Genomic DNA, 23,717 nt, shown 5'->3' with positions numbered 1-23,717 from the left:
CCTTGTTCCATTGACATGTAGAATAGCTCTACTTTACTATGGTGTTAGATATTTAGAATATTATCTAAATATCTAAAGGAGGAAATGTATTTTGAACGATGCCTTCAAAGCTTTGGCTGATCCGACCCGGCGTACAATCTTACAGCTTTTAAAGGAGAAAAGTATGAGCGCAGGTGAAGTGGCTGAACATTTTCAAATTAGTAAGCCCAGCATCTCCCACCATCTCAATATCCTGAAGCAGGCTGGGCTGGTGCTGGATGAACGACAGGGGCAAAACATTATCTACACCCTGCATACAACGGTTGTGGCGGATGTCATCGGTTGGATGTTCAGCATCGCCCACTCCGATACCCCTGCCCAGAAAAATGTGAATCATATCAAGGATACGGAGGGATCTGAATGAAATTTCGAACACCTTGGGGCTTTACGGATGTTTTGACGACTTTGATTGCCTTATCACCCGCTATAGGCGCTATACTGCTGTACGACCGACTTCCCAATGTTCTAGCCTCGCATTTTGGCTTTGACAATACAGCAGACGGGTATATGAGCAAAAGTGGTTCTATTATCATGCTCGTGCTGTTGGGTCTAGTACCGTTGGTCATTCGATTGGCACGCTACATGGACCCCAACAGAGCTAATTATGAGAAATTTTCAAAAGCCTATGAAGTTACGCGTGCAGGTATTTCTTTGGTTCTCGCTGTAGCTGGATGGGGGATGCTGCTGTATAACCTGAACATACGACTGCAAATGAATACTATAATTTTGGGGGTAATAGGCCTGCTGCTGCTGGTGATGGGTAATTATATGACTCAGGTGCAGCCGAACTATACTTTCGGTATCCGCACGCCGTGGACTCTGTCCAACCCGGAGGTATGGCGTAAAACGCACCGTTTCGGTGGACCTATGATGATGCTCGGTGGTGCTTCGGGTTTGGTGGCGGCATGGGTCGATGGAGTGGCGGGAACGGTCATTTTTCTATCCGTGCTGACCATATCTGTCATCTCTCCCATACTCTATTCTCTCTTGTTGTATCGTAAGCTAAACCAGTAAGCAGACAAAGCCAATCCTGAACCTAAAAAAGGAACCTCCCAATCCACGATAAACGTAGAATAGGAGGTTCCTTGTACATTTAAATATTAATATTAGAACAACAGCTTATCGGGATGCGTGCCTACACGCTCATCAAGATGAAGACCATTGATTCGTTCAATATCCTCAGTCGTCAATTCAAAATCGAATAAATCAGCATTTTCGCGAATACGATGCGCGGTTACAGATTTGGGAATCGTCACAATTCCCCGATCCAGATGCCAACGCAAAATAACCTGCGAAGAGGTTTTACCGTATTTGGCAGCAATCTCAACGATGTCCGCTTGCTCGGTTAATTTCCCCTTCATCAGCGGACTCCACGATTCAAGCTGAATCTGGTGCTCCCGGCAGTATTGATGCAACTCTTGTTGAGTCAGACGAGGGTGAAGCTCCACTTGGTTGATGACAGGAACCATGTTGCTGTCTTTGAGGAGGTCTTCGAGATGGTGAACTTGGAAGTTACTAACTCCGATAGCGCGTACGCTTCCTTCTTCATACAGTCGTTCGAATGCCTTCCAGGTTTCCTTGTACTTATCCTTGCCAGGCCAATGAATGAGATACAGATCAATGATATCCAGACCCAGCCGCTTACGGCTTTCCTCAAAGGCACGCAGTGTTGAATCGTAGCCTTGATCCTGATTCCATAGCTTGGTGGTTACAAACAGGTTTTCTCTAGCCGCTCCACTATCACGAATGGCTTGTCCAACCAGTTCCTCGTTGCCGTAGATCGCCGCTGTATCAATGTGACGGTAACCGACCTCAATAGCTGTTTTGACCGCTTCGTAGACCTCATTGCCTTCCGCCTTGTAAGTACCGAAACCAAGCCAAGGCATCTGAACTCCGTTATTCAGTACAGTTGTATCCGCAATGTTCCCCATGTCTATTCCTCCTGTTCCTGATTATGAATTATCCAACGGGATGATTACAGTTTAGTTGCATCCTGAAAAGCATTCACTTGAAGCGGAGCAGCCAACAATTCTTTAGCCGCGGCAACAAATGCCTGGAAATGGGCAGAATTATTATGGAAATCTACAGCAGCAGCATCTTTCCACTCTTCAACCATCGTAAATGCGTTGGGATCATTCAGATCCTGCATTAACGTGTAACGTACATTGCCCTCTTCAGCTTGGGATGCGCTGATCAGCCCTTGGGTTTGTTGCAGAAAAGTCTCTCTTTTTTCAGGTAAAACTTTCATATCGGCATGAATAATAATCATATTATGTTCCTCCTCGTATTATGTAACTATTTCTATTATAGACCATTCTTTCGACAGAATAAAAGTGCGGGCATTTCTGTAATACAGTAAAATGGATCGTATGGGGGAGAAGATCGGCTGATCCGTTCCTCCTATATTTTATTTAACGGCGGTGAAGGCATGTGCGTTTTCAGACAAAACTAATGGTATTTATATCCCTTTTAGTACTGGTAGTTACCGGGCTGTTGGGATTATCCTTTCGATATATGATCACCTCCGCTCTATATGATGAAATCGGAAAAAGGGCACTAACCGTCGCCAATACCCTCGCCGTAGATGCGCAGGTCAGAGACGCTCTGGAGCAGACCGAGACGACGCAATTGCGTTCGCGTATCAACGAGGCCATAAAGCCCGTCCAAGCCAGCAGCGGCGCTGATTTTATTACTATTGCTGATCGTCATCTCATCCGGCAGTGGCATGTAAACCCGGAACGCATCGGCACGCCTATGATAGACCCCATGAATGATAAGGTACTGCAAGGGCAGTCCTTTATCACTGAATCAACAGGCTCTCTTGGACCCTCACTACGCGCCAAAACTGCCGTTTATGATCAGCAAGGTAAGGCCATCGGGCTCGTCTCTGTAGGTTTTTTAATGACAGATGTGCAGCAAAATATTCGTACATACACATATGCGTGGCTCTGGTTTATGGTGGGCGCGCTGATGATCGGCATATTGGGAAGCCTGGTTATAGCACAACGGGTTCGACGCGCACTGCATGGACTGGAGCCAGTGGAGATCGGACGGCTGTACCAGGAAAAGCAAGCCATTATTGAGTCCATCGGCGAAGGGATTATCGCGGTTAATAGTCATGGACAAATCACACTTGCCAATCCACAAGCGGCTCATTTGATCGGACTCCCCCCGGAAACCTCTATATACGGATGCGACCTTCGTCACTTGACGGGTGTCCCGGATGTACTGGTTGATATGCTTGTTGCCGATTATACAGTGGAGCATGCAACGATGGGGCCAGAGCAGGGACAGCTCGTATGGAATGAGGAAATTGAGGTCCAGCAGCGAATTGTAGTCGTCAGCCGTGTACCGATCCAGGATCGGTCCGGTCGCATCATAGGCACGGTTGCCAGTCTGCGTGACAAGACCGAACTGCTCCACATGACACAACAGTTGACAGAGGTCAAAGATTACGCGGAAGTACTGCGATCACAAACACACGAATACGCCAATCGGCTGTATCTCATATCCGGCCTGATTCAGTTGCAGTGTTATGACGAAGCGGTGGACTTTATCACCCAGGAATCAGAGGGATATCGTGTACACAGACCGATTGCCACTGCTCTCCTGCCCGATTCAATCATCGCCAGCCTACTGATCGGGAAGAAGAAACAGGCGCTGGAAAAAGGGGTATTACTCCATTCTGATATTAAAGGAGCATTCTCAACCCAGTCTCCTACGTTGGAGTGGTCCTTTCTCGCTTCCATAGCCGGAAACCTGCTGGACAATGCCATGGAAGCTGTTGCGATGTCCGCCATCCCTGACGGACAGGTCTGGTTCCGGCTTGAAGAAACGAATGAAGCCATCATCGTCGAAGTTGCGGATAACGGATCGGGAATTTCGGACGATATCCAAGAAAAGCTGTTTGTCAGGGGAGCTTCGACCAAAGCAGAAGCAGGACATGGATATGGCCTTGCTCTCGTGCTGGAGTACACGGAACGAATGGGCGGCTCTATTGAAGTGCATGAGCGGCCTGGTGGTGGAAGTATTTTCGAGGTATACATTCCTTTACATAGGATAGATATGAGTAATGATGCAAACGGAGGTTATGCCCATGAATGAACGGGTTTTATCGCACATTGAGGTTCTTATTATTGAAGACGATCCGCGAATTGCGGAGATTAACCGCCGATTTATTGAAAAGGTAGACGGGTTCACTGTATGTGCAATCGCGACGAACGAATTTGAGGCAAAACTTCAACTGGACGTGCTCCGTCCTCCTCTAGTCGTGCTGGATGTTTATTTTCCTGATACAGATGGTCTAACCCTGCTATCGTTCATCAAGCAACACTATCCGGGTACAGATGTTATTATGCTGACTGCCGCCAAAGAAGCTGAAACAGTGGTACAAGCCGTTCGAGCAGGCGTGTTTGATTTTATCGTAAAGCCGCTTATATTCGAGAGATTGCGTGCGACCTTGGAGGAATATGCCCGATTTCGGCGACAAGTTACAACATGGCAAGAGGAACAATCCACAGTGGAGCAATCGGAAATTGACAGTTTGATACAAAGCGCGGGCACCGGTCGGATGACGGGGAACGGAGAACTATGGGCCAAAGGCATCGATAAAGTAACTTGCGACAAAGTGCTAGATCTCCTGAATCGACGGGGTGAGGTGACTACAGGGACAGTGGGAATTGAGCTGGGTATGAGCCGTTCTACAGCCAGAAGGTATCTGGAGTATTTAGTGGAAAGTGGCGACGCGCACCACGATCAGGTGTACGGAACCGTCGGCAGACCGGAGCGTATCTATCGCCGACAGCGGGGAGATGCATAAACCACCCAACTCTGATGTCCTGGTACTTCTCTCTCCTCCTATTCATAATTTTAATGAATTTAATTCACTTAATCGATCAAAACGGTTTAAATGACCACATTATTTACGTCCTCCTTCCCGATTGCTAGAATGATCAACAGTTAGTTAATTGATAATGATTATCAGTTTCTCTGATAGCATACTGGAACGGGGGATAACATATGGCAACACCGAAACAACCACTGCGCACAGGCATGCTGCTTGCAGCGATCCTGGCACTACTGACGGTCATTATGGCGGGATGTGGAAGCCAGTCACAAGATAACAGCACAGCAGCACCTCAAGCAACAGGCGACACTCGAATGATTAAACATGAGATGGGAGAAACCAAAGTTACAGGCACACCCAAAAGAATCGTAACCCTAGAATTCTCTTTTGTCGATGCCACAACCCAACTGGGCGTTACTCCTGTCGGCATAGCTCAGGAAAATGACGATGATATTGATGGGCTGCTCGGTAAGAAAATCAACTTCATACCAGTAGGCACGCGCAAACAGCCAAACCTGGAAACGATCAGCTCCCTGAAGCCGGATTTGATTATTGCCGATCTGAATCGTCATAAAAGCATATACAAAGAACTAAGCGAGATTGCTCCGACCATTGTTCTAAAGAGCCGCAATTCCTCCTATGAACAAAACCTGGCATCCTTCGGTGTCATCGCCGATGCGTTGGGTGAGAAGGAAAAAGGCGAGCAAATTCTCGCTGCGCATAAAGCTACCATGGAAAAGTTGAAAGAAGGCATCAAAGCTGGCGAGTCACGTAGCGTATTGCTAGGGGTATTCCGCTCTGATTCACTATCGGCTCACGGTGCTTCATCCTTTGATGGACAATTGCTGGAGCAAGCGGGTATTCACAATGCCCTTCAAAATACAAGCGAGCCTACCGTCAAGCTGACGCTGGAACAGATTGCACAAGCGGATCCTGATGTGATCTTTTTGGTGGAAGCCGATGAGAAGCTGATTGCGGAATGGAAGCAAAATCCGCTTTGGCAAAACATTACGGCCGTCAAAAAAGGGGAAGTTTACGAAGTGAACCGGGCACTGTGGACCCGGTACCGTGGACTCGGCTCAGCCGAGAAAATACTGGAGCAAGCCATTTCGCTTCTGTATCCTGCGCAAAGTAAAGGAGACGGCTCCCGTTGATCGGACAAGTCTCACGCGACCGGCTGAATAAGCCGGTCTTCTTTGCACTTATCGCTGCGTTGCTGGCTGGATTGCTGCTCAGCGTGGCGATTGGCCCAGTCAGGATGGACATCCCCACCATGCTGACTGCGCTGTTCACCGAGCATCCGTCCAAGGATCAGCTCATTGTCTTGACGGTACGCCTACCGCGTGCCGTTATTGGCCTAATCGTCGGGGCTGGGCTCGCCGTGGCTGGAGCCCTGATGCAGGCCATCACACGCAACCCGCTGGCCTCGCCGCAGGTATTCGGGGTCAGCTCAGGCGCTTCGCTGGCTGTCGTGCTGTCCGTCGTGCTGCTGCCGAATATCGGATCGTCCGGCAGCATTTATTTTGCTTTTGCCGGGGCCATCGCAGGCGGCTCCTTCGTATATGCGCTGGCCGGAACGGCGGGTATGACGCCGGTTAAGCTGGCCCTTGCCGGGATGGCCGTGCATCTGTTGCTGGCCTCCATCACCCAGGGACTGCTCGTGTTCAACGAGCAAATATCCGATGTGCTGTATTGGCTCGCCGGAGCCATCGATGGTTCCACTTGGGCCGACACGCGTCTGGTGCTGCCATGGTTCGCCGTGGGTATGATCCTCGCGCTGGCGCTGGCCCCCTCGCTATCTGTGCTGAGCCTCGGGACGGAGGTCGCACAGGGATTGGGACAAAACGTACGTCTTGTCCGTCTACTGGCCTCGGCCTCAGTGATTTTGCTGGCAGGCTCTGCCATAGCGGTAGCCGGGTCCATCGGCTTTGTGGGCCTGATGGTGCCGAATATCATCAAGATGTTTACAGGCGACAATTACAGGCGGGTCATTCCCCTGTCTGCAATCTGCGGAGCTCTGCTGCTGACATATGCAGACGTGCTTGGACGATTCATTGCATTTCCTTATGAGTCGCCCGTTGGCATTGTAACGGCGCTGGTGGGTGCGCCCTTCTTTTTATATCTGGCGCATAAGAACGGGAGGGCTTCACGATGAAAAAATTGTGGATTTTACTCGCACTAATGCTGGGTGTTTCTTTTATAGCTATTGGCGTGGGCAGCACCTACATTACGCCCTCTGAGCTGATCACAGCTCTGACTGACCGGAATGCCTCTTCCTGGTTCATCGTTCACCATTATCGGCTGCCACGCGGTCTGCTGGCCATCATGGCCGGAGCTGGGCTGGCAGTAGCCGGTGTTCTGCTGCAAGGCATGATCCGCAACCCGCTGGCCTCGCCAGATGTGGTAGGTGTATCCAAGGGGGCCGGCTTTGCGGCGGTTCTCGTCATCGTACTGCTGCCCTCATCCCCAGTGGCGCTGTTGCCTGTAGCCGCCTTTGTCGGTGCCGGACTAGCTGCACTGTTGCTCGTACAGCTTTCGATGAAGGGAGGCATGCGTCCCAATATGCTAGCCTTGACCGGACTGGCGGTGGGCGCTATTTTTCAGGCTGCGACCGATTATATTCTGGTCAAGTATCCACTCGAAGCCAGCGACACGCTCACTTGGCTAGCTGGAAGTCTGTGGGGCAAAGGCTGGGACGAAGTGTATGGGCTACTGCCGTGGTTAATCGTGTTGCTGCCTCTCGCCTATACCCTACAGCGCAAGCTGGACATTATGAGCCTAGATGAGGAAAGCTCTGCTGGGCTGGGACTTAGCGTGAAGCGTGTGCGTACAGGACTGCTAGCCGTGTCAGTCGCCTTGGCTGCCTCCTGTGTTGCTGCCATCGGCTCCATCGGCTTTATCGGACTGCTGGCACCGCATCTGACACGGCGGTTATTTGGCAATCGTCACCGCTATCTACTGCCCGGCTCGGCGATGATCGGCGCGCTGATTCTCGTCCTCGCCGACGCGTTGGGACGGGGGCTGAGGCCGCCGCTAGAAATTCCCGCTGGCATCGTGACAGCTGTCATTGGCGCGCCATATTTTCTGTATCTATTGCTGCGGGAACGCAAACAAAAAGGCAGCGGATAGGAGTAGGATAAGAAGTTGCGCAGCTAAGCGCTGCACTATACCCTAGCGTTTAGCAGCGCTACCTGTACACCGATACGCCGATTAACTTCTTTTCTAAACGATTCATCATGTAGTAACCTCTTTTTAAAAACATTTATCATTTCAGGAAAGCTGGCATTTGTGCTAGGGTCCAAATCGTTAAAAAAGACAGCTAGCTCTGTCGAATGCCCTTCCTTATCTGTCGCATACATTGCCAGTGTCAAAACGTAAGCCGTGGAGCCTCCTTTTTGCCCAGTATGTTTCAGAAATTGCTGGTTTTCAGGAAGAACCATAAATGGTTCCTCCATGACCTCGGACAATAACTTTTGCTCAGCTTTTGTGAACCCTTGACGGCGGTTCAGCTTACTCATTAAAGAGGCATAATCGGCTGTCGTTGAAGCTATAAAACGATCCGTATTAATATGGTCATAATCCTGATCATACCAGGCCTCGATATCTGCGTTTTTCTTGTAAGAACCACTCACATCACGGCGCAGCTTGTTATGAATCACGCGGGCATATCGGCGAAACTCCGTGTCCGACATCGCCTCGATGGCTTCTTTGGCAGAAATATTATTCTTTGCATTATTCCAATTCTCACCTTGGCTCTCCTTCATCCGTTCGTAGGGAATCAGAATAGAAGATACAAACGGATAAATGGGATCATGATTTTGCAAACCCAAGTTAGCTCTCGTCCGATTGATCGCTTCCAACCCCAATTTGTCCATTAAATACTCCGCATTGGCGTTGGAACTGAATTGAATCATCCCCTTGGCGACGTCACGTACAGATACAGTTTCATTCTGTATCCGCCCTTTGGCCTCCATATTCTGTAGCCACGCTGTATGAGCACCACCATCCAAACCCGGCAAATAAAACCTTTCCAGCGAAATCAGCTTCACTCTTTCATCAGGGTTGATCTGATCCACCGCCGCTTGCTTGGCATATTCGATCGCAATAATTGTTTTGACGGTGCTCGCCAAAGGCATCATCCGGTTTTCCTCTTGGCCTGCCAGCTTTTTTCCATCTCTCAGAATCGTAATCGAAACTTTTTCTGCATTCTCCTCCACAAAATGAAGTAAACGACGAGCAGCATCCTGTTCCTTTGTTTCACCCTTAATCTCGGTTGCAATCGCATTTGTGGGCCGGACGGTATTCGGAGGATTAGCCACTTGATTCTGCTTTAAAGAGAGTAATCCTGTTGCCACCCCCATAACGATGAGCACTGTAGCCAAAATAGTTGCTACTATGATAAGGCGCTTTCGTTTCACTATAACCTCCCCCTGCATACATTTCATGCACAGGTTTATTTTCCCATTTTTATATTTCGATTTCTATTTTAAACGAAAACACAGTACAAAAAGTTTCATTACGTGTCATATTTGCAAATAACATAAAAAAGAGAGCCTCCTGTATATAACACAGGCTGACTCTCTTTCATTACCCTTCTACACTTATGCAGGATAGGGTACTTCGGTTCCATTCAATATAAGGTGCATCCGAATTTCCGCTTTTAAGGAGTCGGATACCGCACAATATTTTTCCTTACCCATCTGAATCGCTTTCCATACGCGGTAATCTGGAATATCTCCATCTACGTGGAATGTCAGATCAATCGCTGTAAAGCCTGTCGGCATTTCTTCCTTGCGCGTACCTTCTGCGTCAATATCAATGCGAGTAATGTCCGACAAGAAACGATCCAAAATCATTGTGATATCGATACCCATACATCCTGCCAGACCTGCCAACAGCAGTTCCATGGGTGTCATCCCTTTACCATCACCGCCATAAGCCGCCGTAGCATCCATCCCTACAGAATAACCGGATGGTCCCTCCGAAGTAAACGCGCGTTTGCCGTGCCAAGTTGTAGATACTTTCATGTCCAAAGGCCTTCTTTCCATCTTAATAATCTATGATTTATACTCGATCTTACTTTAAAATTCGCTGATTTGGCGTAAAAATTTCTGTGTTCTCTCGTGCTGGGGAGTGTCAAAAAACGCCTGTGGCGCTGCCTCCTCCAAAATGATACCATCTGCCATAAATATAACCTTGTCTGCCACCTCGCGAGCAAATTTCATCTCATGAGTAACGACGACCATCGTCATTCCGTCTTGAGCCAACTCTCGCATAACACCCAGCACTTCCCCTACCAGCTCGGGATCAAGCGCCGATGTCGGCTCGTCGAACAGCATAATCGCCGGGTCCATCGCCAGCGCACGTGCAATGGCTACTCGTTGCTGTTGTCCACCGGACAGACGTGAAGGATGTACATCCTGCTTGTCCGATAACCCCACCCGCTCCAACAACCGTTGTCCGATGGACATAGCCTTGTCGCGCGGCATTTTTTTTACTGTCAGCAGTCCTTCAATGACATTGCCTATTGCGGTTTTGTGCGGATACAGATTGAATTGCTGAAACACCATCCCCGTCTGTTTGCGAATATCACGAATGGCTGCTTGGCGGACACGAACGGGAGCCGTAGCATCGACCTCAATCCCATTCACCTCAAACTTGCCGGAAGACAGCTCTTCCAGACCGTTCAGGCAGCGCAGCAAGGTACTTTTACCTGAACCGCTCGGGCCGAGTAATACGACGATTTCACGAGCGGCAACCTGAAAATCAATGCTTTTCAGAACCTCTACCTGTCCGAATCGTTTACCTAATCCGTTTGTTGTTATCATCACCTATCATCTCCACCTTAATAAGCTCGAGCCAGACGCTTTTCCACCCGCTCCAGTATAGCGGAGAATCCAATGCTCATAATCCAGTACATCAGGCCAATTTCGAGCAGAAACGGCATATAGAGCAAATACTGTGCCTGTAAAAGCTGTGCCTGTCGCATCAATTCACTGACCCCGATAACCGACACCAGCGACGTTTCTTTAAGCATACCTACAAATGTATTCCCCATCGGTGCAATTGCAATGCGTACCGCCTGAGGAAGAACAATACGCCACATCGTTTGACCGGGCGACATTCCCGTCGCATAAGCTGCCTCGGTCTGTCCCTGGGGTACGGCTAAAATAGCTCCACGGAACGTCTCCGATAAGTACGCTCCTGTGTTAATACTGAGTGCCAGACAAGCAGCCGTCAGCGATCCAAATGATATTCCATAATCATCTAGTCCATAATAAATGACCGCAATCTGCACCAAAACCGGCGTCCCCCGAATGATCGATACATACATGCGCGCCAGCCATCGAACGGGTCGATTCCCCTTCAACCGGGCCACAGCAACAACCAAACCAATGATTAGGCCAAAAAACATAGAGACAATCGTAATATATAGCGTATAATAAGCACCCTTTAATAAAAAAGGGACGTTCTCCCACATTAATTCAAGCATCGTTATATTCCCTTCTTTCAGACGAGTGGCCCCATGTCAGCATAAAAGCCAAGACTGGAGCCAGACGCCTCTAACAGGCTTACGTTATTCTTTTGGCTCCTCGCCAAACCATTTTTTGAAAATTGTTTTGTAAGTGCCGTCTTCCTTCATTTCCTTCAAAGCCTTGTTCAAGGCTTCTTTGAGCTCAGGAGTTTTCTGGTTAATGGCTACACCCGCTTGATCCGATTTAATCGGCTCGCCTACGGCTTTAATTTGGAACCCGTTTTTATCGATAATCGGCTTAAGAGCATACAGATTGTTGATTGTTGCGTCAATACGACCAGAGTTTAGATCCTTTAAGGAAGTAATGACATCATCATACGTTTTAATCTCAAAATCGCCTACCTTCGGCAGTACTTCATTCCGCAGATAAGATTCATCATTCGTTCCCAAGCCGACACCAATAGTTTTGCCTTTGAAGTCCTCCAGCTTGGTAATATCATTTGTTTTGCTGTTTACGATAATGTTTACATTGTTTGTGATATAAGGCTCAGTGAAGTCAATGGCCTTCTTACGATCCTCTGTGATCGTCACCTGGCTAATCACTGCATCGAATTTTTTCTTTTGCAAACTTGGAACCAGTCCCGAGAATTCTTGTGCCGTGAACTCCGGTTTCACTCCAATCCGCTTCGCCAATTCTTTGGCGATATCCACATCAAATCCGTCCAATTCCTTGTTGTCGTTCAAAAAATTGTACGGCGGATAGGTGCCCATCATGCCTACCTTAATTACACCAGCCTTCTTGATTGCTTCGAGCTGGTTACTCGCTGCCACATTACTGCTACCCGCTCCATTGCTAGTATTAGAAGCTTCTGGCTTAGTACCGCAAGCGCTCAGCACAAGGCTGAACAATGCCAGAGCCATAAGTGTAGTTACCAAGAACCCTTTTTTACGTGTTTTCATGTATCGTTCTCTCCTGTCTGGATGTAAATGATTGAGTTCTTCTATGTGATTTGGCTATATTATTTGTTGCCAACGCCCCATTCATGCGATGTTGCACATCTAGCTTTGACCTAATAGTCCATAAAACTCAAAATTAGCCGCCTCTGCCGCCAATCTTTTAGCAGTTATCTGCGTGATGTGGTCATGTGTTCCCTCTGAACCGAATAGCCAGCGTGTAATGACACCTTCGATCATACTCATGAGTAGTGCCGCCCTTAATTCGACATCCAATTCAGCAGGCAACATGTTCAGCTCGATCGCTCTTTCCATATTGCGCCGGAATGCCAGTTCCATCGCGACCCTTGTCTCTCGGATACTCTGGCGCACCGGTTCATCGACACCGCTGCCGATCAACAGCAAACCCATCAGATAGCGGTTCTCCAATGCAAAATCAAATAACCGAACAAACAGCGCCTCCGATGCCTTAACCATATCAGCCAGCGTTCCCGCGTCACGGCGATATCCCTGTCCGATCGCTGACAGTAGTTGTTCACGACCGGTAGCGATAATCTCTAGCGCCAGTGCCTCTTTACTTTTAAAATGCCAATAAAACGTGCCTTGGGCTACTCCCGCCTCTACCACGATATCTGAAATCTTCGTTTGATGGTAACCCTGCTCGGCGAACCGCTTCAATGCAATGTGAAGAAGCTGTGTTCTGCGGTCTGTTTCTTCCCCCGCATGCTCAGCAGGTTGGTCATTTGAGACGGCCTCGGACTGCTTCGCCTTTCGTGGCTGCAATGGGTTTCCTCCTCCCGATTGATCAGTCAGTCAGTTTTGTATTTTTAATCCTATAGGATAAGTATACTTTTGTCAAAGAAAAAAGTGTCAGAATAAAATAAAGTTTTGCTGCTCCAAGCGGCTTTTAAATTTTAAAAACCGACAAATCCCATAAAATAAGTATTAGACTGGCGACAACAAAAAAGACAGCGGCAGTCTTAGACTACCGCTGTTTTATTAAACTAACGTTCCCCGTTAGTTTAATACATTTATCAAAGAAGGGATGTCCCCCATCACAGATGTCTGGAGAAACACCCCTATCTCTTGACTTTCCGTCTGGTGCATATGGCGGCCGGACGATGTGCCTGATTCCTTGCTCATTCCGCAAAAATCAGCTCCTGTTCGCCTGTCGGCGGTGATCGCTACAAAGCAATACATTTATGTCGTAGGAACACAATGTCCCCGTACCAAATTATTGCACCGCAGAAATATTGAGGGCGGCCTCTATTTGATATTGGCATTATTATCGAAAAATACTGCATTTCTTTCCCTCTATGCAACCTGCGTAATAACAAGGTGCGCGGAAACTGGTCTTGTTCCTCCAGCTAATGGAGTGATCGTGAGTGCCGCGGCATTGCCAGCAGGATTTCGCACTGTGAGTACTGAATTAATGACCGTTGTTTGCACAAGAGCCATTCCTACTATTTGAGAAGTACCTGTTGCACGCCCGACCACCGTATAAGCCAGGTCAGCGCCGTTGAGTGTTAAAATGAGTTGACCCGGTTCGTTTACACCTACCTGAAACAAAACCTGATAAGTGCCAATTGTAGCCAAGTTAAAAGAACTCGCATTTATACGGGTAATTGCAGTCCCACTGATTGGACCATCTTGCGGAAAACTCACGTCCGTGTCGGGAGCAACAGTTGCTGCATTATCAGGAGGCATCAAGGCAAAGAAATCTGCAAAGCCTAATACTCCACCTGCTGGCCCTGCTGCTCCTGTGGCTCCTGCTGGACCTGTTGCTCCTGTGGCTCCTGTGGCTCCTGCTGGACCTGTTGCTCCTGCTGCTCCTGCTGCTCCTGCTGGTCCCGCTGGCCCTGCTGGTCCTGCTGGTCCTGCTGGTCCTGCCAATCCAGCTGCGCCAATTGCTCCTGCAATCCCTGCAAGTCCCTGTGGGCCAAGTGCTCCTGCAAGTCCTTCGGGGCCAAGTGCGCCTATCGCTCCTGCAATCCCTGCAAGTCCCTGTGGGCCAAGTGCTCCTGCAAGTCCTTCGGGGCCAAGTGCGCCTATCGCTCCTGCAATCCCTGCCAGTCCTTGGGGGCCAAGTGCTCCTGCAAGTCCTTCGGGACCAAGTGCTCCTATCGCTCCTGCAAGTCCTGCCAATCCTTGGGGGCCAAGTGCTCCTGCAAGTCCTTGAGGTCCTGCTTCTGCAATTGCTCCCGCAAGTCCTTGAAGTAATTGCTGACCTTTAGGTGGGGGACACGGTACCCGCACTATTTTTTTAATAACTAGAAGACGTCGTTTCTTTTTTTTCCCTTTTGGATGGCAAACAGTTGCGGTTTTCTTTTTGCACGATTTTTTTTTATGCAGAAAACTCAACAGTTTCTTTTTTCTTTTCTTTTGGAAGGCAAACAATTGTAGCTTTCTTTTTGCACGTTTTTTTTTATCTGGACAACTCAACAACGACACCTCCCTATAAATATGGTTCAGTGTACGTGAGTTGTTTATTTTAGGCATGGACGAATAGCCGGTTATTCGCTAGACTAAAAACCATTTTTAGAATATTGGGTGTTTAGTAGGGTGATGTTATACCACAAACCACCACACTATTTCAGTATGATTACAAAATTTAATCATCCTTCACTGCGTCAACCAAAATCACATTTGGGTCTCTTTTTGTACCTCACAGTGGCAGTGTGCTCCCTGTTCTAAATTCAAATATCGTTTCCCGTTAGCGGAATGCTCGCTAACCGTAACAACATTAGACGTACCTTTCTCGCGTATTGTTCTCTCCACCCCTAGAGTCTTCACTCTTGTCCCCGATGGGGTTAGATTTGATTTCACATAACAAGCTATCTCCCCCTACCTGAATAAATAATATTCCTTAACTGGATGACCTGACTTTTAAGCTCTTTCTCTCTCTCCAAAAAGTAGAGCGAAGCTTGCAGCAACGGGAAGTTCGGTTCCGCTTTACGAGTTTCGTTCTGGATAAAATGGTAAACCTCTTTCAACTCTGAACGATGTTTTGCGCCGGATGGAAGAACATTAAGGGCCGAATCCATCTCCCGGAACAGCTCGGTAAGGAACTGCTCTCTCTCCCCTTGGCGGTCCTCGAGCCCCCAGCTTAAATACCTCTCGAACGAAGCCAGTTTCAGCAGAGGCTTCAGGTTAGAGGCCATCATATGCTTAACGAGCACATTGAGCTTATCCAAAATGAACCTTGCCGTTTCCTCAAGCGATAGAGACTTTTCTTCATAAACGATCCAAAATAAGTACTCCTTCAGAATCGCACGATAGATGGAAACCAAATCCCACAGGAACGGATAAATTTCTTCGCCATAAACCTGTATCAAGCACTCTTTATGCCATCGGATGAGCCGCCCTCTAACCTTGTGTCTAAGCGGCTGGAACTTGGGATCCTGTTGGATGGGGAGCTCCGTGAATTCGACCAGAATATGCTTGTATTCCATAAAATAACGGAATCGCAGAATGATCTGCTGCAGAAACTGCTCTTCTGGCGAGAGTTCGGGAAAGCGTTTCAGTTCATCGACTTGATCAAAATAGGCGTTATGGCATTGATCAAACACCTCGCTGAAGAGGTCTTCCTTGGAAGGGAAATATTTATAGACTGATCCTTTGGCAATACCGCAATCCTCGGCAATATCCTGTATCGTCGTCGAAAGAAACCCATGTTCCTTAAAAAGCTTCATCGCCGATTTTAAAACCTCTTCCCTTGTCACACTCATAAGAAAAATCTCCCCCTTGACTATTCATGAATGATAGTACAAAATACGAAACAGGAAGTCAAATGACTATATGTTCGCGTAATTAAACATACGGTCAAATCGAAGAGATGAGGAGAACATACAGAATGGAACGATTATGGGATCCACAAAAAACAGCGTTGGTTGTTATTGACTTGCAAAAGTGGATAGGAAATCAATACGCCCCTTATTCTGCTGAGCAGGTAGTGTCTAACGCCGCAGCCTTGGCAGATACTTTCCGTGAGCAAAGCTCAATGGTTGCACTGGTCCGGGTATCTAGTAAAGATTTGAAGGATATCCCGCGTCCTAAGTTGGATTCGCCTGGACCACCCCTGAATCTGCCTGAAGGATGGGATCAAATCGTCCCGGAAATGCGAGTCACCGAGACAGACCATATCATCACGAAGAAGCAATGGGGGGCTTTTTACGGAACGGAGCTCGACCTTCAGTTGCGCCGCCGGGGAATTGATACCATCGTCTTATGCGGCATCGCTACTGAGTTGGGCGTTGATACGACTGCGCGGGAAGCGTTTATGCATGGGTATCAGCTGATTTTGGCGATTGATGCTATGACTGGATTTTCCGAAACCGGGCATGATTACGTAAAAAATTTCATTTTTCCACGCATCGGGCGTACCCGGACAACACAGGAAATCCTCTCTGCCCTTTCAGGCAACTGTTTATAGTTGAAAAAATGACTTTCCCATTCCCCGTGTATTATTTGACCGAATACACGAAGAACGCCACAGCTTGAAACTCGCTTTGCGTTTGCTAGGAATCTCATCTGGCCATACTTAAAGGACGATTATGTGTTCTCAGGGTGCACATATTGGCTGACGGCATGGGATACGACCTGCTGCACCAAATATACAAAGTAACCGCTGAATGATATAGAGCGAACGGCTCGTCGCAATTGGCACGCGCTTCTTATATAGCAACCAGCATGAGTTCCGCAGTGCCCAATGGGACGAGTACGCCTAGTGGCGCAGCGCTAATGCTAATAAATTTGCATAATTGCCAGTGGAATTGGTGGTGCTCTTTTAAACGGTCTTTTCCAATCATGAGCTGCGCTTTTATTGTCTTTCGTAAGGCCATACGATTTATCGAAAGCTTTAAACTATCCTGCCCGTTAGCTTAAACAAGTACCGGCAGTCTAATGTAGTGTAGTGCTTATGAAAAGTAAATAAGCCCATAACCGTATTTGGAAGCAAATGAATTTTCCAATTTATAAGGGTATGGGCTCTCTTTGATCCTAAATAAGGCAGTGTAGGTTCTTATCACTTATAAAACATCATCGTCTGCTAATATACATTATCATTTTGCTCTTATATGGTAAAAGCAATTTGTTGAGCTATCGTACCCGTCGTTCAATGCCAATCCCATTCCGAGTAATGGTGATTATTAGGCCCTGTTAGAGCCTCGCGAACGCGATGTAATCGACTTGGACAGGCTCTGCCGATTCGATCCGAAGCGCCCGGTTGATCTGTCCCCGGTGATATTGCCCATGTAAGAGGACCTGTGACAGGATGTCCCGGACGGACGTTTGGAACGGACCCCCGCTCTGATTCGCATAGTCGATCATCTCGTCCAACTCGGATTCCTCAAGTCCTTCGATATAGACGCGATATTGCTCGGCATTTTCTTCGAACATCGTCCGGATCGCCGTCAGGTCTTCTGCTTCCTCCCACAACGAATATTGGGCGCTGCCCTTGCCCTGCAATCGGGACAGCCAGACTCGTTCCGCGACCGCGACGTGCCGAACCAGCTTAAGAAGGTCCTTGTTCTTCGTCTCACTCTCCTCGAGCGCATCCAAGATGCGTCCGTCCGCCCAGTACAAGTGGTCCATCATGCACTTGATCGTCTTCATTTCGGTTCCCCCCTCTTCGTCTCATCGATTACTTGAACCTACTATTAACCGTTAGTTTAATCATTTGAATGAACTAAAACAACCTTTACACCAGCCTCATTTTTACGTTCAGCCTTGAAAAATCTTTGATACTTTAATTTCATAACTCATCTCAGGCACTGCCTTTTAAAAAAAAATCATTTGGCTAGGTCTATTTTGTTATTGTCTTTTTCGGGTTTTTAGATGCTTTAATTTTCATGGGAGTTCAATAAAAAAGGAAGCTCCCGCGCCAAATATTAATTAAAGAACATACGCGGGTAGCATGTAGTGCTTTTAAAGAAGCCTTTATTTAATCCAAGCACTAAGAAAACGCTTTATTTTCTCAGTCTACAACTTTATTTTCTTTGAACAAAAAGAGAACCCCCTCAGAGGTTCTCTTTATCCTTTATATCGCTACTACAGCAATGCTTTTGCCGCAATATCCGCACGGTTTTGTTTACCTTCAAAGGTAATACGATCCGCCTGTTCGTAAGCTTTGTTCCGTGCCCCGGCAATATCACGTCCCAAGCCGACCACACCTAATACACGTCCGCCGTTCGTTACCCACTCACCCTGTTCGTTGATGCCTGTTCCAGCATGGAACACAATGGCTTCGTCTACCTGTTCCAATCCGTGGATAGGTACGCCTTTGGCGTAAGCTGCAGGATAACCTCCGGATGCCAGCACCACGCACACCGCCGCTTCATCCTTCCACTCAATCTCCACCTGATCCAGCGTGCCATTTACAGCAGCGAGAAATATATCGAGCAGATCGGATTTTAAACGAGGCAGAACCACTTGAGTTTCCGGATCACCGAAACGTGCATTAAACTCAATAGTCTTCGGCTTGCCGTCCGGCGAAATCATCAATCCAGCAAATAATACACCTCGGAACGGGCGCCCTTCAGCAACCATAGCCTTGGCCGTCGGCTTAATAATCGTTTCAATAGCTTCCTCAATAATGGAATTGGCTATGTGAGGCAACGGAGAATACGTACCCATGCCACCTGTATTCGGCCCTTTGTCACCATCAAAAATGGGCTTGTGGTCTTGCGCTGCAGCCATCGGACGAACCGTTTCACCGTCGACAAAGGAGAGAATCGACATTTCCTGGCCAGCCAGAAATTCCTCGATCACGACCTGCGCCCCGGCTTCACCAAACACCTTGGTCACCATAATATCGGAGAGAGCCTTTTCCGCTTCCTCCATCGAGTACGCGACCGTTACCCCTTTGCCTGCCGCCAGTCCGTCTGCCTTGATGACGACTGGGATCGGTTGCTCCTTCAAGTATGCATGTGCTTCCTCGTAAGTATAAAACTTGCGATAGGTTGCTGTCGGAATATGATATTTGTGCAGCAAATCCTTCATGAAGATTTTGCTGCCTTCAATTTCCGCTGCATTTTTACGCGGTCCGAATACTGGAATGCCTTTCGCTTCAAATGCATCCACAATGCCATCTGCCAGCGGATCATCGGGGCCAACCACGACAAGTCCTACCTTTTTGGATTCCGCCAGCTCTGTCAGCGCGTCAAAGTCACTCACCGGAATCGGCACACACTCCGCTAACTGTCCGATACCAGCATTGCCTGGCGCACAATAGATTTGTCCGGCCTTGGGGCTTTTCTTCAGCGCCCATACAATTGCATGTTCGCGGCCGCCCCCTCCGACAACCAAAATATCCATTCAGGTGATTCCTCCGCTCCCATTAAGATTGTTCAGGTGAAAATACTGCTGCATCCTCAACTCATTCAAGTTAGTGCTTGAAATGACGTACGCCCGTAAAGACCATGGCAATGCCGTATTCGTTAGCAACCTTGATGGACTCTTCGTCTTTGATGGAGCCGCCCGGCTGAATAACTGCTGTGATGCCTGCTTTAGCTGCCAACTCCAACGTATCCCCCATCGGGAAAAATGCATCGGACGCCAGTACGGCACCTTTTGCTTTGTCACCGGCCTGCTCGATAGCAATCTTGGCCGCACCGACACGGTTCATTTGTCCTGCGCCTACGCCAATGGTCATATTATCTGCCGCCAGTACGATGGCGTTGGATTTCACATGCTTAACCACTTTCCAGCTAAACAAAAGCTGTTTCAGTTCTTCCTCGGATGGTGCCCGCTCCGTTACAACTGTAAGTGCATCCGGGTCTACAGCGTGAATATCATTTTGCTGAACTACCATGCCGCCTTCAATGGAAGTCACGACGAAACGGCTCTCTGCCTGTTCAGACCGGGAAAGCTCACCCAGATCAAGCAAACGAATATTTTTCTTTTTCGTTAAAATCTCCAATGCTTCTTTCGTAAAGCCCGGTGCCAGTACAATTTCCAAAAAGATTTCGCTCAGCTTATTTGCTGTATCACCGTCAATAATCCGGTTAGCTGCTACGATGCCGCCAAAAATCGAGGTTGGATCAGCTGCATACGCCTTGCTGTACGCTTCATAAATACTGCCGCCAATTCCCACACCGCAAGGATTCATATGCTTAACTGCTACTACTGTAGGTTCGCTGAATTCTTTGACAATTTGCAAAGCGGCATTAGCATCATTGATGTTATTGTAAGACAGCTCCTTGCCGTGAAGTTGCTTCGCTGTTGTCAGTGTACCCTTTGCCGCCAATGGCTCACGGTAAAATGCCGCCTGCTGATGCGGATTTTCGCCATAACGTAAATCCTGAATTTTTTCATAGGTTACGGTGTATCGCTCAGGCAACGGCTCACCTGTCACATTCGACAAATAATCGGATATCAAAGCGTCGTATGACGCCGTATGACGGAAAACTTTTGCGGCCAAACGCTTGCGGGTATTCAGTTCCGTATCGCCATCCTTACGGATTTCCTCCAACACTGTGCTATAGTCATCAGCATCGACTACTACACTGACAAAAGCATGATTTTTTGCCGCAGAACGCAGCATCGTTGGACCGCCGATGTCGATATTTTCAATCGCGTCCTCATAAGTTACACCGGGTTTGGCTATCGTTTCCGCAAAAGGATACAGATTCACAACGACCAGATCTATATAACCCAATCCAAGTTCTTTCATCTGACGCTGATGCTCTTCATTATCCCGAACAGCCAGCAAGCCGCTGTGTACCGCAGGGTGGAGTGTTTTAACACGTCCATCCATAATTTCAGGAAAACCCGTTACCTCTGAAATGCCGATGACGGGAATTCCCTCCTTCGACAACAAGCTGCTCGTTCCCCCTGTCGAAACGATCTCCACACCCAATTTGGACAACTCGCGGCAAAATTCCACGATCCCCCGCTTATCCGATACGCTGACGAGCGCTCTTTTAATACTCACCCTGTCTCCTCCTTTAGCTCTTTCAGAAATTTTGCAAAATTCTCTTTTATCATTTTATTTCCCGAGAAATATCGGAAAATGCCTGTACAGCATCCTTGATATGACAATGATATGACAAATTACAATCATTCTTAGAGAAGTGAAATCACTTTGCGACCATTTAATTGGATTTTGCCTTGGGCCAATTTTCCAACTACCTCTGGATATAGCTGACGTTCCACGGATTGAATGGCTGCGGATAAAGATTCCGCTGTATCATGGTCGTCAACTTCCACGACACGCTGGGCAATAATGGCACCCGTATCCATGCCCCCGTCCACAAAATGAACGGTGACGCCACTTACCTTGACCCCATAGGTCAATGCCAGTCCAACAGCATCTTTCCCTGGAAATGCCGGAAGTAGTGACGGATGAATATTAATGATTTTTCCTGCGTAAGCATCGACCATGACGCTGGATAGCAAACGCATGTAGCCAGCTAACACGATGAGATCAATCGATTTCTGCTCCAGTAAAGTCACCAGTTCACGCTCATAGTCTTCTCGAGAAGGATATTCCGTGGGTCGAAAAGTATGGCACGCAATTCCAGCTTTCTGTGCTCTAGCTACGGCAGGAGCCGCAGGCTTGTCGCAGATGAGCAGTTCTACCGAGGCGCCGCCCAGTTCTCCTCGTGCAGCCGCATCCACCAATGACTGAAAATTCGTCCCCTCGCCTGATGCAAAAACAGCAATCCGGTACTCGTTCATTACACCTCGGCTCCCGTAAAGGTCACGATAGAACTGCCTTCCGTTACTTTTCCGATCACATATGCGGCTTCGCCCTGTTCCTTCAGAACTTCGAGTGCAGTCTGTGCATGTTCTTCGCTTATAACGATTACCATTCCAATTCCCATATTAAAGGTTGTGAACATGTCTTTGTTGGAGATTGCGCCTTTTTCCTGCATGAGCTGGAAGATTGGCAAAATCGGCCAAGTGCCGTATTCTATATCCACATTGACGTGATCCGGTAACACTCTAGGGATATTTTCAATAAAACCGCCACCTGTGATATGCGCCATGCCTTTTACTTTTACCTTGTCCAGCAATGCCAAAACGGATTTCACGTAAATTTTCGTTGGCTCCAGCAGTACATCGCCCAGTTTGCCGTTCAAGCCTTCGATTTCATCATGCAAATCATAGCCCTGCTGTTCTAATAACAGTTTGCGAACGAGTGAGAAGCCGTTACTGTGAACTCCACTGGAGGCCAGTCCAATAACGGTATCTCCGGGAGCAATGGAGCTACCGTTGATGATTTTGCTTTTATCTACAATCCCTACCGTGAATCCGGCAATATCATATTCACCCTCGCTGTACATCCCTGGCATTTCTGCGGTTTCACCGCCGACCAGCGCACAGCCCGATTGATGGCAACCCTCTGCGATTCCAGCGACTATAGCTTCAATTTTCTCGGGCACAACCTTGTCACAAGCGAGGTAATCCAGAAAAAAGAGTGGCTCCGCGCCCCCGACGACAATGTCGTTTACACACATCGCAACCGCGTCAATACCAATGGTGTCATGACGATCCATTGCGAAAGCAAGCTTCAGCTTCGTGCCGACACCATCGGTACCGGAAACGAGTACAGGCTCCTCGTACTTATCCTTATTCAGGCCGAACAATGCACCGAATCCGCCCAAGTCCGTCAGCACTTCGGGACGGAAGGTACGTTTAACGTGCTTTTTCATCCGTTCTACTGCTTCATTACCGGCAGCGATATCTACCCCTGCGTTTTTGTATGCTTCGGACATTCATGAACACTCCTTCAAATGATTGACCCTCCTAAGTCCTCCCTAAAAGGGAGGATTCCATGGGGCTGCTCCCCCTGGACCCCTCAAGAGTCGGTCAGATGTGTAAGGTTGGGTGCTGCTTGGTGGTGGTTCGTGCTGTGAGTCGCGTGTTGTCCTTTGTATTTGTGGGCATAGCCCACAAATACAAAGGACACGCTTTAGTGCGTGGCCGCCTATTCAGTGGCGGCGGGCACGTCCCTGCCTGTTTGCTTCGCAAAGGCGGGGACGTGCCGGGCAAATAAGTGAGCGGCGCCAACAAGCGGCTTACTTATTTGCCCTTTCAGGCAGCTTCGCTCTGCCTGGTGTCGAGCTTCGCTTCGCTGGCTCAACCTTATAAGAGCAGGGTGACTTTTTATGAGTCACCGCTCCTTTAAAAACTCATGGCATGAAATAGTTATGCCATGAGTTTTTAACTGCCTTACCTATCCTCTTCCCCGTGGGAACAAAAGAGGTACAGGCACTGCTGCAAAATGCTGCACACCTGAGGAACGCAGCGGGTGGAAGGATTCTGGAGAAGCGAAGCGTTCGCCTTTGCCGCTGGATTCTAACCCTGTAAGGGTTATTCCAATCCAAGAATCCAGCGGCAACAGCGATCGTAGGAACCTTCCACACGCGGAGTGGCCCCGTCAAAACCGCCATCCCCATT

24 protein-coding genes are annotated in these 23,717 nt (G+C 48.2%); 9 read left to right on the top strand and 15 right to left on the bottom strand.

Going from position 1 to position 23,717, the window contains the following annotated elements; translation table 11 throughout:
• The first annotated feature begins 91 nt into the window (after nucleotides 1–91).
• Complete coding sequence (locus tag KAI37_RS04035) at nucleotides 92–403, top strand: autorepressor SdpR family transcription factor (protein WP_013308820.1); 312 nt, start codon at nucleotides 92–94, stop codon at nucleotides 401–403.
• Nucleotides 400–1,053: an SdpI family protein gene (locus KAI37_RS04030; protein ID WP_071639578.1), complete on the top strand. Its 654-nt coding sequence runs from the start codon at nucleotides 400–402 to the stop codon at nucleotides 1,051–1,053. Before KAI37_RS04035 ends, KAI37_RS04030 begins: the two co-directional genes overlap by 4 nt.
• A gap of 92 nt (nucleotides 1,054–1,145) precedes the next feature.
• Here the strand turns inward: KAI37_RS04030 and KAI37_RS04025 are convergent, their stop codons facing one another.
• On the bottom strand, nucleotides 1,146–1,970 hold the full coding sequence (locus KAI37_RS04025) for an aldo/keto reductase (RefSeq protein ID WP_025721170.1): 825 nt from the start codon (nucleotides 1,968–1,970) through the stop codon (nucleotides 1,146–1,148).
• Between the two features lie 44 nt (nucleotides 1,971–2,014).
• Nucleotides 2,015–2,308, bottom strand: coding sequence for a putative quinol monooxygenase (locus KAI37_RS04020; protein ID WP_013308817.1), 294 nt, complete (start codon nucleotides 2,306–2,308; stop codon nucleotides 2,015–2,017).
• Between the two features lie 161 nt (nucleotides 2,309–2,469).
• Between KAI37_RS04020 and KAI37_RS04015 the strand changes: the two genes are divergently transcribed.
• From KAI37_RS04015 to KAI37_RS03995, 5 genes are all read left to right on the top strand, one after another.
• Complete coding sequence (locus KAI37_RS04015) at nucleotides 2,470–4,143, top strand: ATP-binding protein (RefSeq protein WP_220030766.1); 1,674 nt, start codon at nucleotides 2,470–2,472, stop codon at nucleotides 4,141–4,143.
• The gene (locus KAI37_RS04010; protein ID WP_104496702.1) at nucleotides 4,136–4,858 is read left to right on the top strand and encodes a response regulator; all 723 of its coding nucleotides are present in this window, start codon (nucleotides 4,136–4,138) and stop codon (nucleotides 4,856–4,858) included. Before KAI37_RS04015 ends, KAI37_RS04010 begins: the two co-directional genes overlap by 8 nt.
• Before the next feature lie 200 nt (nucleotides 4,859–5,058).
• Nucleotides 5,059–6,039, top strand: coding sequence for an ABC transporter substrate-binding protein (locus tag KAI37_RS04005; protein ID WP_220030765.1), 981 nt, complete (start codon nucleotides 5,059–5,061; stop codon nucleotides 6,037–6,039).
• Entirely contained in the window at nucleotides 6,036–7,040 is a 1,005-nt protein-coding gene (locus KAI37_RS04000) for a FecCD family ABC transporter permease (protein WP_071639573.1), read from the top strand. Before KAI37_RS04005 ends, KAI37_RS04000 begins: the two co-directional genes overlap by 4 nt.
• A complete protein-coding gene (locus KAI37_RS03995; protein ID WP_220030764.1) occupies nucleotides 7,037–8,014 on the top strand; it encodes a FecCD family ABC transporter permease in 978 nt (325 codons plus the stop codon). The genes KAI37_RS04000 and KAI37_RS03995 overlap by 4 nt, the downstream gene beginning before the upstream one ends.
• Before the next feature lie 35 nt (nucleotides 8,015–8,049).
• Here KAI37_RS03995 and KAI37_RS03990 read toward each other — a convergent pair whose 3' ends face one another.
• The 8 genes from KAI37_RS03990 to KAI37_RS03955 form a co-directional block, all read right to left on the bottom strand.
• Nucleotides 8,050–9,303: a serine hydrolase gene (locus KAI37_RS03990; protein ID WP_220030763.1), complete on the bottom strand. Its 1,254-nt coding sequence runs from the start codon at nucleotides 9,301–9,303 to the stop codon at nucleotides 8,050–8,052.
• Between the two features lie 183 nt (nucleotides 9,304–9,486).
• Nucleotides 9,487–9,912: an OsmC family protein gene (locus KAI37_RS03985; protein WP_023987060.1), complete on the bottom strand. Its 426-nt coding sequence runs from the start codon at nucleotides 9,910–9,912 to the stop codon at nucleotides 9,487–9,489.
• A gap of 54 nt (nucleotides 9,913–9,966) precedes the next feature.
• Nucleotides 9,967–10,713, bottom strand: coding sequence for an amino acid ABC transporter ATP-binding protein (locus KAI37_RS03980; protein WP_028541987.1), 747 nt, complete (start codon nucleotides 10,711–10,713; stop codon nucleotides 9,967–9,969).
• Between the two features lie 17 nt (nucleotides 10,714–10,730).
• On the bottom strand, nucleotides 10,731–11,378 hold the full coding sequence (locus KAI37_RS03975; RefSeq protein WP_220030762.1) for an amino acid ABC transporter permease: 648 nt from the start codon (nucleotides 11,376–11,378) through the stop codon (nucleotides 10,731–10,733).
• A gap of 84 nt (nucleotides 11,379–11,462) precedes the next feature.
• Entirely contained in the window at nucleotides 11,463–12,320 is an 858-nt protein-coding gene (locus KAI37_RS03970; RefSeq protein WP_025723274.1) for a substrate-binding periplasmic protein, read from the bottom strand.
• Between the two features lie 99 nt (nucleotides 12,321–12,419).
• The gene (locus KAI37_RS03965) at nucleotides 12,420–13,097 is read right to left on the bottom strand and encodes a TetR/AcrR family transcriptional regulator (RefSeq protein ID WP_220030761.1); all 678 of its coding nucleotides are present in this window, start codon (nucleotides 13,095–13,097) and stop codon (nucleotides 12,420–12,422) included.
• 531 nt (nucleotides 13,098–13,628) lie between these two features.
• Nucleotides 13,629–14,765 carry a collagen-like protein gene (locus tag KAI37_RS03960; protein ID WP_481856584.1) on the bottom strand — a complete coding sequence of 379 codons (1,137 nt, stop codon included), beginning with the start codon at nucleotides 14,763–14,765 and terminating at the stop codon, nucleotides 13,629–13,631.
• A 383-nt stretch (nucleotides 14,766–15,148) separates the two neighbouring features.
• Nucleotides 15,149–16,042 (bottom strand): TetR/AcrR family transcriptional regulator, encoded by an 894-nt coding sequence (locus KAI37_RS03955; protein ID WP_071639567.1) that lies wholly within the window; start codon nucleotides 16,040–16,042, stop codon nucleotides 15,149–15,151.
• Nucleotides 16,043–16,167: 125 nt separating this feature from the next.
• On the opposite strand from KAI37_RS03955, the gene KAI37_RS03950 reads away from it, so the two are divergent.
• Nucleotides 16,168–16,746, top strand: coding sequence for a hydrolase (locus KAI37_RS03950; protein WP_029515795.1), 579 nt, complete (start codon nucleotides 16,168–16,170; stop codon nucleotides 16,744–16,746).
• Nucleotides 16,747–17,471: 725 nt separating this feature from the next.
• On the opposite strand, the gene KAI37_RS03945 is transcribed toward KAI37_RS03950, so the two are convergent.
• From KAI37_RS03945 to purM, 5 genes are all read right to left on the bottom strand, one after another.
• Complete coding sequence (locus tag KAI37_RS03945) at nucleotides 17,472–17,927, bottom strand: DinB family protein (RefSeq protein WP_220030760.1); 456 nt, start codon at nucleotides 17,925–17,927, stop codon at nucleotides 17,472–17,474.
• A 435-nt stretch (nucleotides 17,928–18,362) separates the two neighbouring features.
• Nucleotides 18,363–19,628, bottom strand: coding sequence for a phosphoribosylamine--glycine ligase (gene purD / locus KAI37_RS03940; RefSeq protein ID WP_071639565.1), 1,266 nt, complete (start codon nucleotides 19,626–19,628; stop codon nucleotides 18,363–18,365).
• A gap of 70 nt (nucleotides 19,629–19,698) precedes the next feature.
• The gene (gene purH, locus KAI37_RS03935; protein ID WP_220030759.1) at nucleotides 19,699–21,246 is read right to left on the bottom strand and encodes a bifunctional phosphoribosylaminoimidazolecarboxamide formyltransferase/IMP cyclohydrolase; all 1,548 of its coding nucleotides are present in this window, start codon (nucleotides 21,244–21,246) and stop codon (nucleotides 19,699–19,701) included.
• Between the two features lie 131 nt (nucleotides 21,247–21,377).
• The gene (gene purN / locus KAI37_RS03930) at nucleotides 21,378–21,992 is read right to left on the bottom strand and encodes a phosphoribosylglycinamide formyltransferase (protein ID WP_220030758.1); all 615 of its coding nucleotides are present in this window, start codon (nucleotides 21,990–21,992) and stop codon (nucleotides 21,378–21,380) included.
• Entirely contained in the window at nucleotides 21,992–23,032 is a 1,041-nt protein-coding gene (purM, locus tag KAI37_RS03925) for a phosphoribosylformylglycinamidine cyclo-ligase (protein ID WP_220030757.1), read from the bottom strand. Before purM ends, purN begins: the two co-directional genes overlap by 1 nt.
• A gap of 59 nt (nucleotides 23,033–23,091) precedes the next feature.
• Here purM and KAI37_RS03920 point away from each other — a divergent pair, with 59 nt between their 5' ends.
• Nucleotides 23,092–23,313 carry a hypothetical protein gene (locus KAI37_RS03920; protein WP_220030756.1) on the top strand — a complete coding sequence of 74 codons (222 nt, stop codon included), beginning with the start codon at nucleotides 23,092–23,094 and terminating at the stop codon, nucleotides 23,311–23,313.
• Nucleotides 23,314–23,717 lie beyond the last annotated feature (404 nt).

The sequence above is a fragment of the Paenibacillus sp. S25 genome (assembly GCF_019454085.1).
GTDB classification, from domain to species: Bacteria; Bacillota; Bacilli; order Paenibacillales; family Paenibacillaceae; genus Paenibacillus; species Paenibacillus polymyxa_B.
Note: the sequence above shows the minus strand (reverse complement) of the source record. Positions and strands in the feature narration are given on the sequence as shown.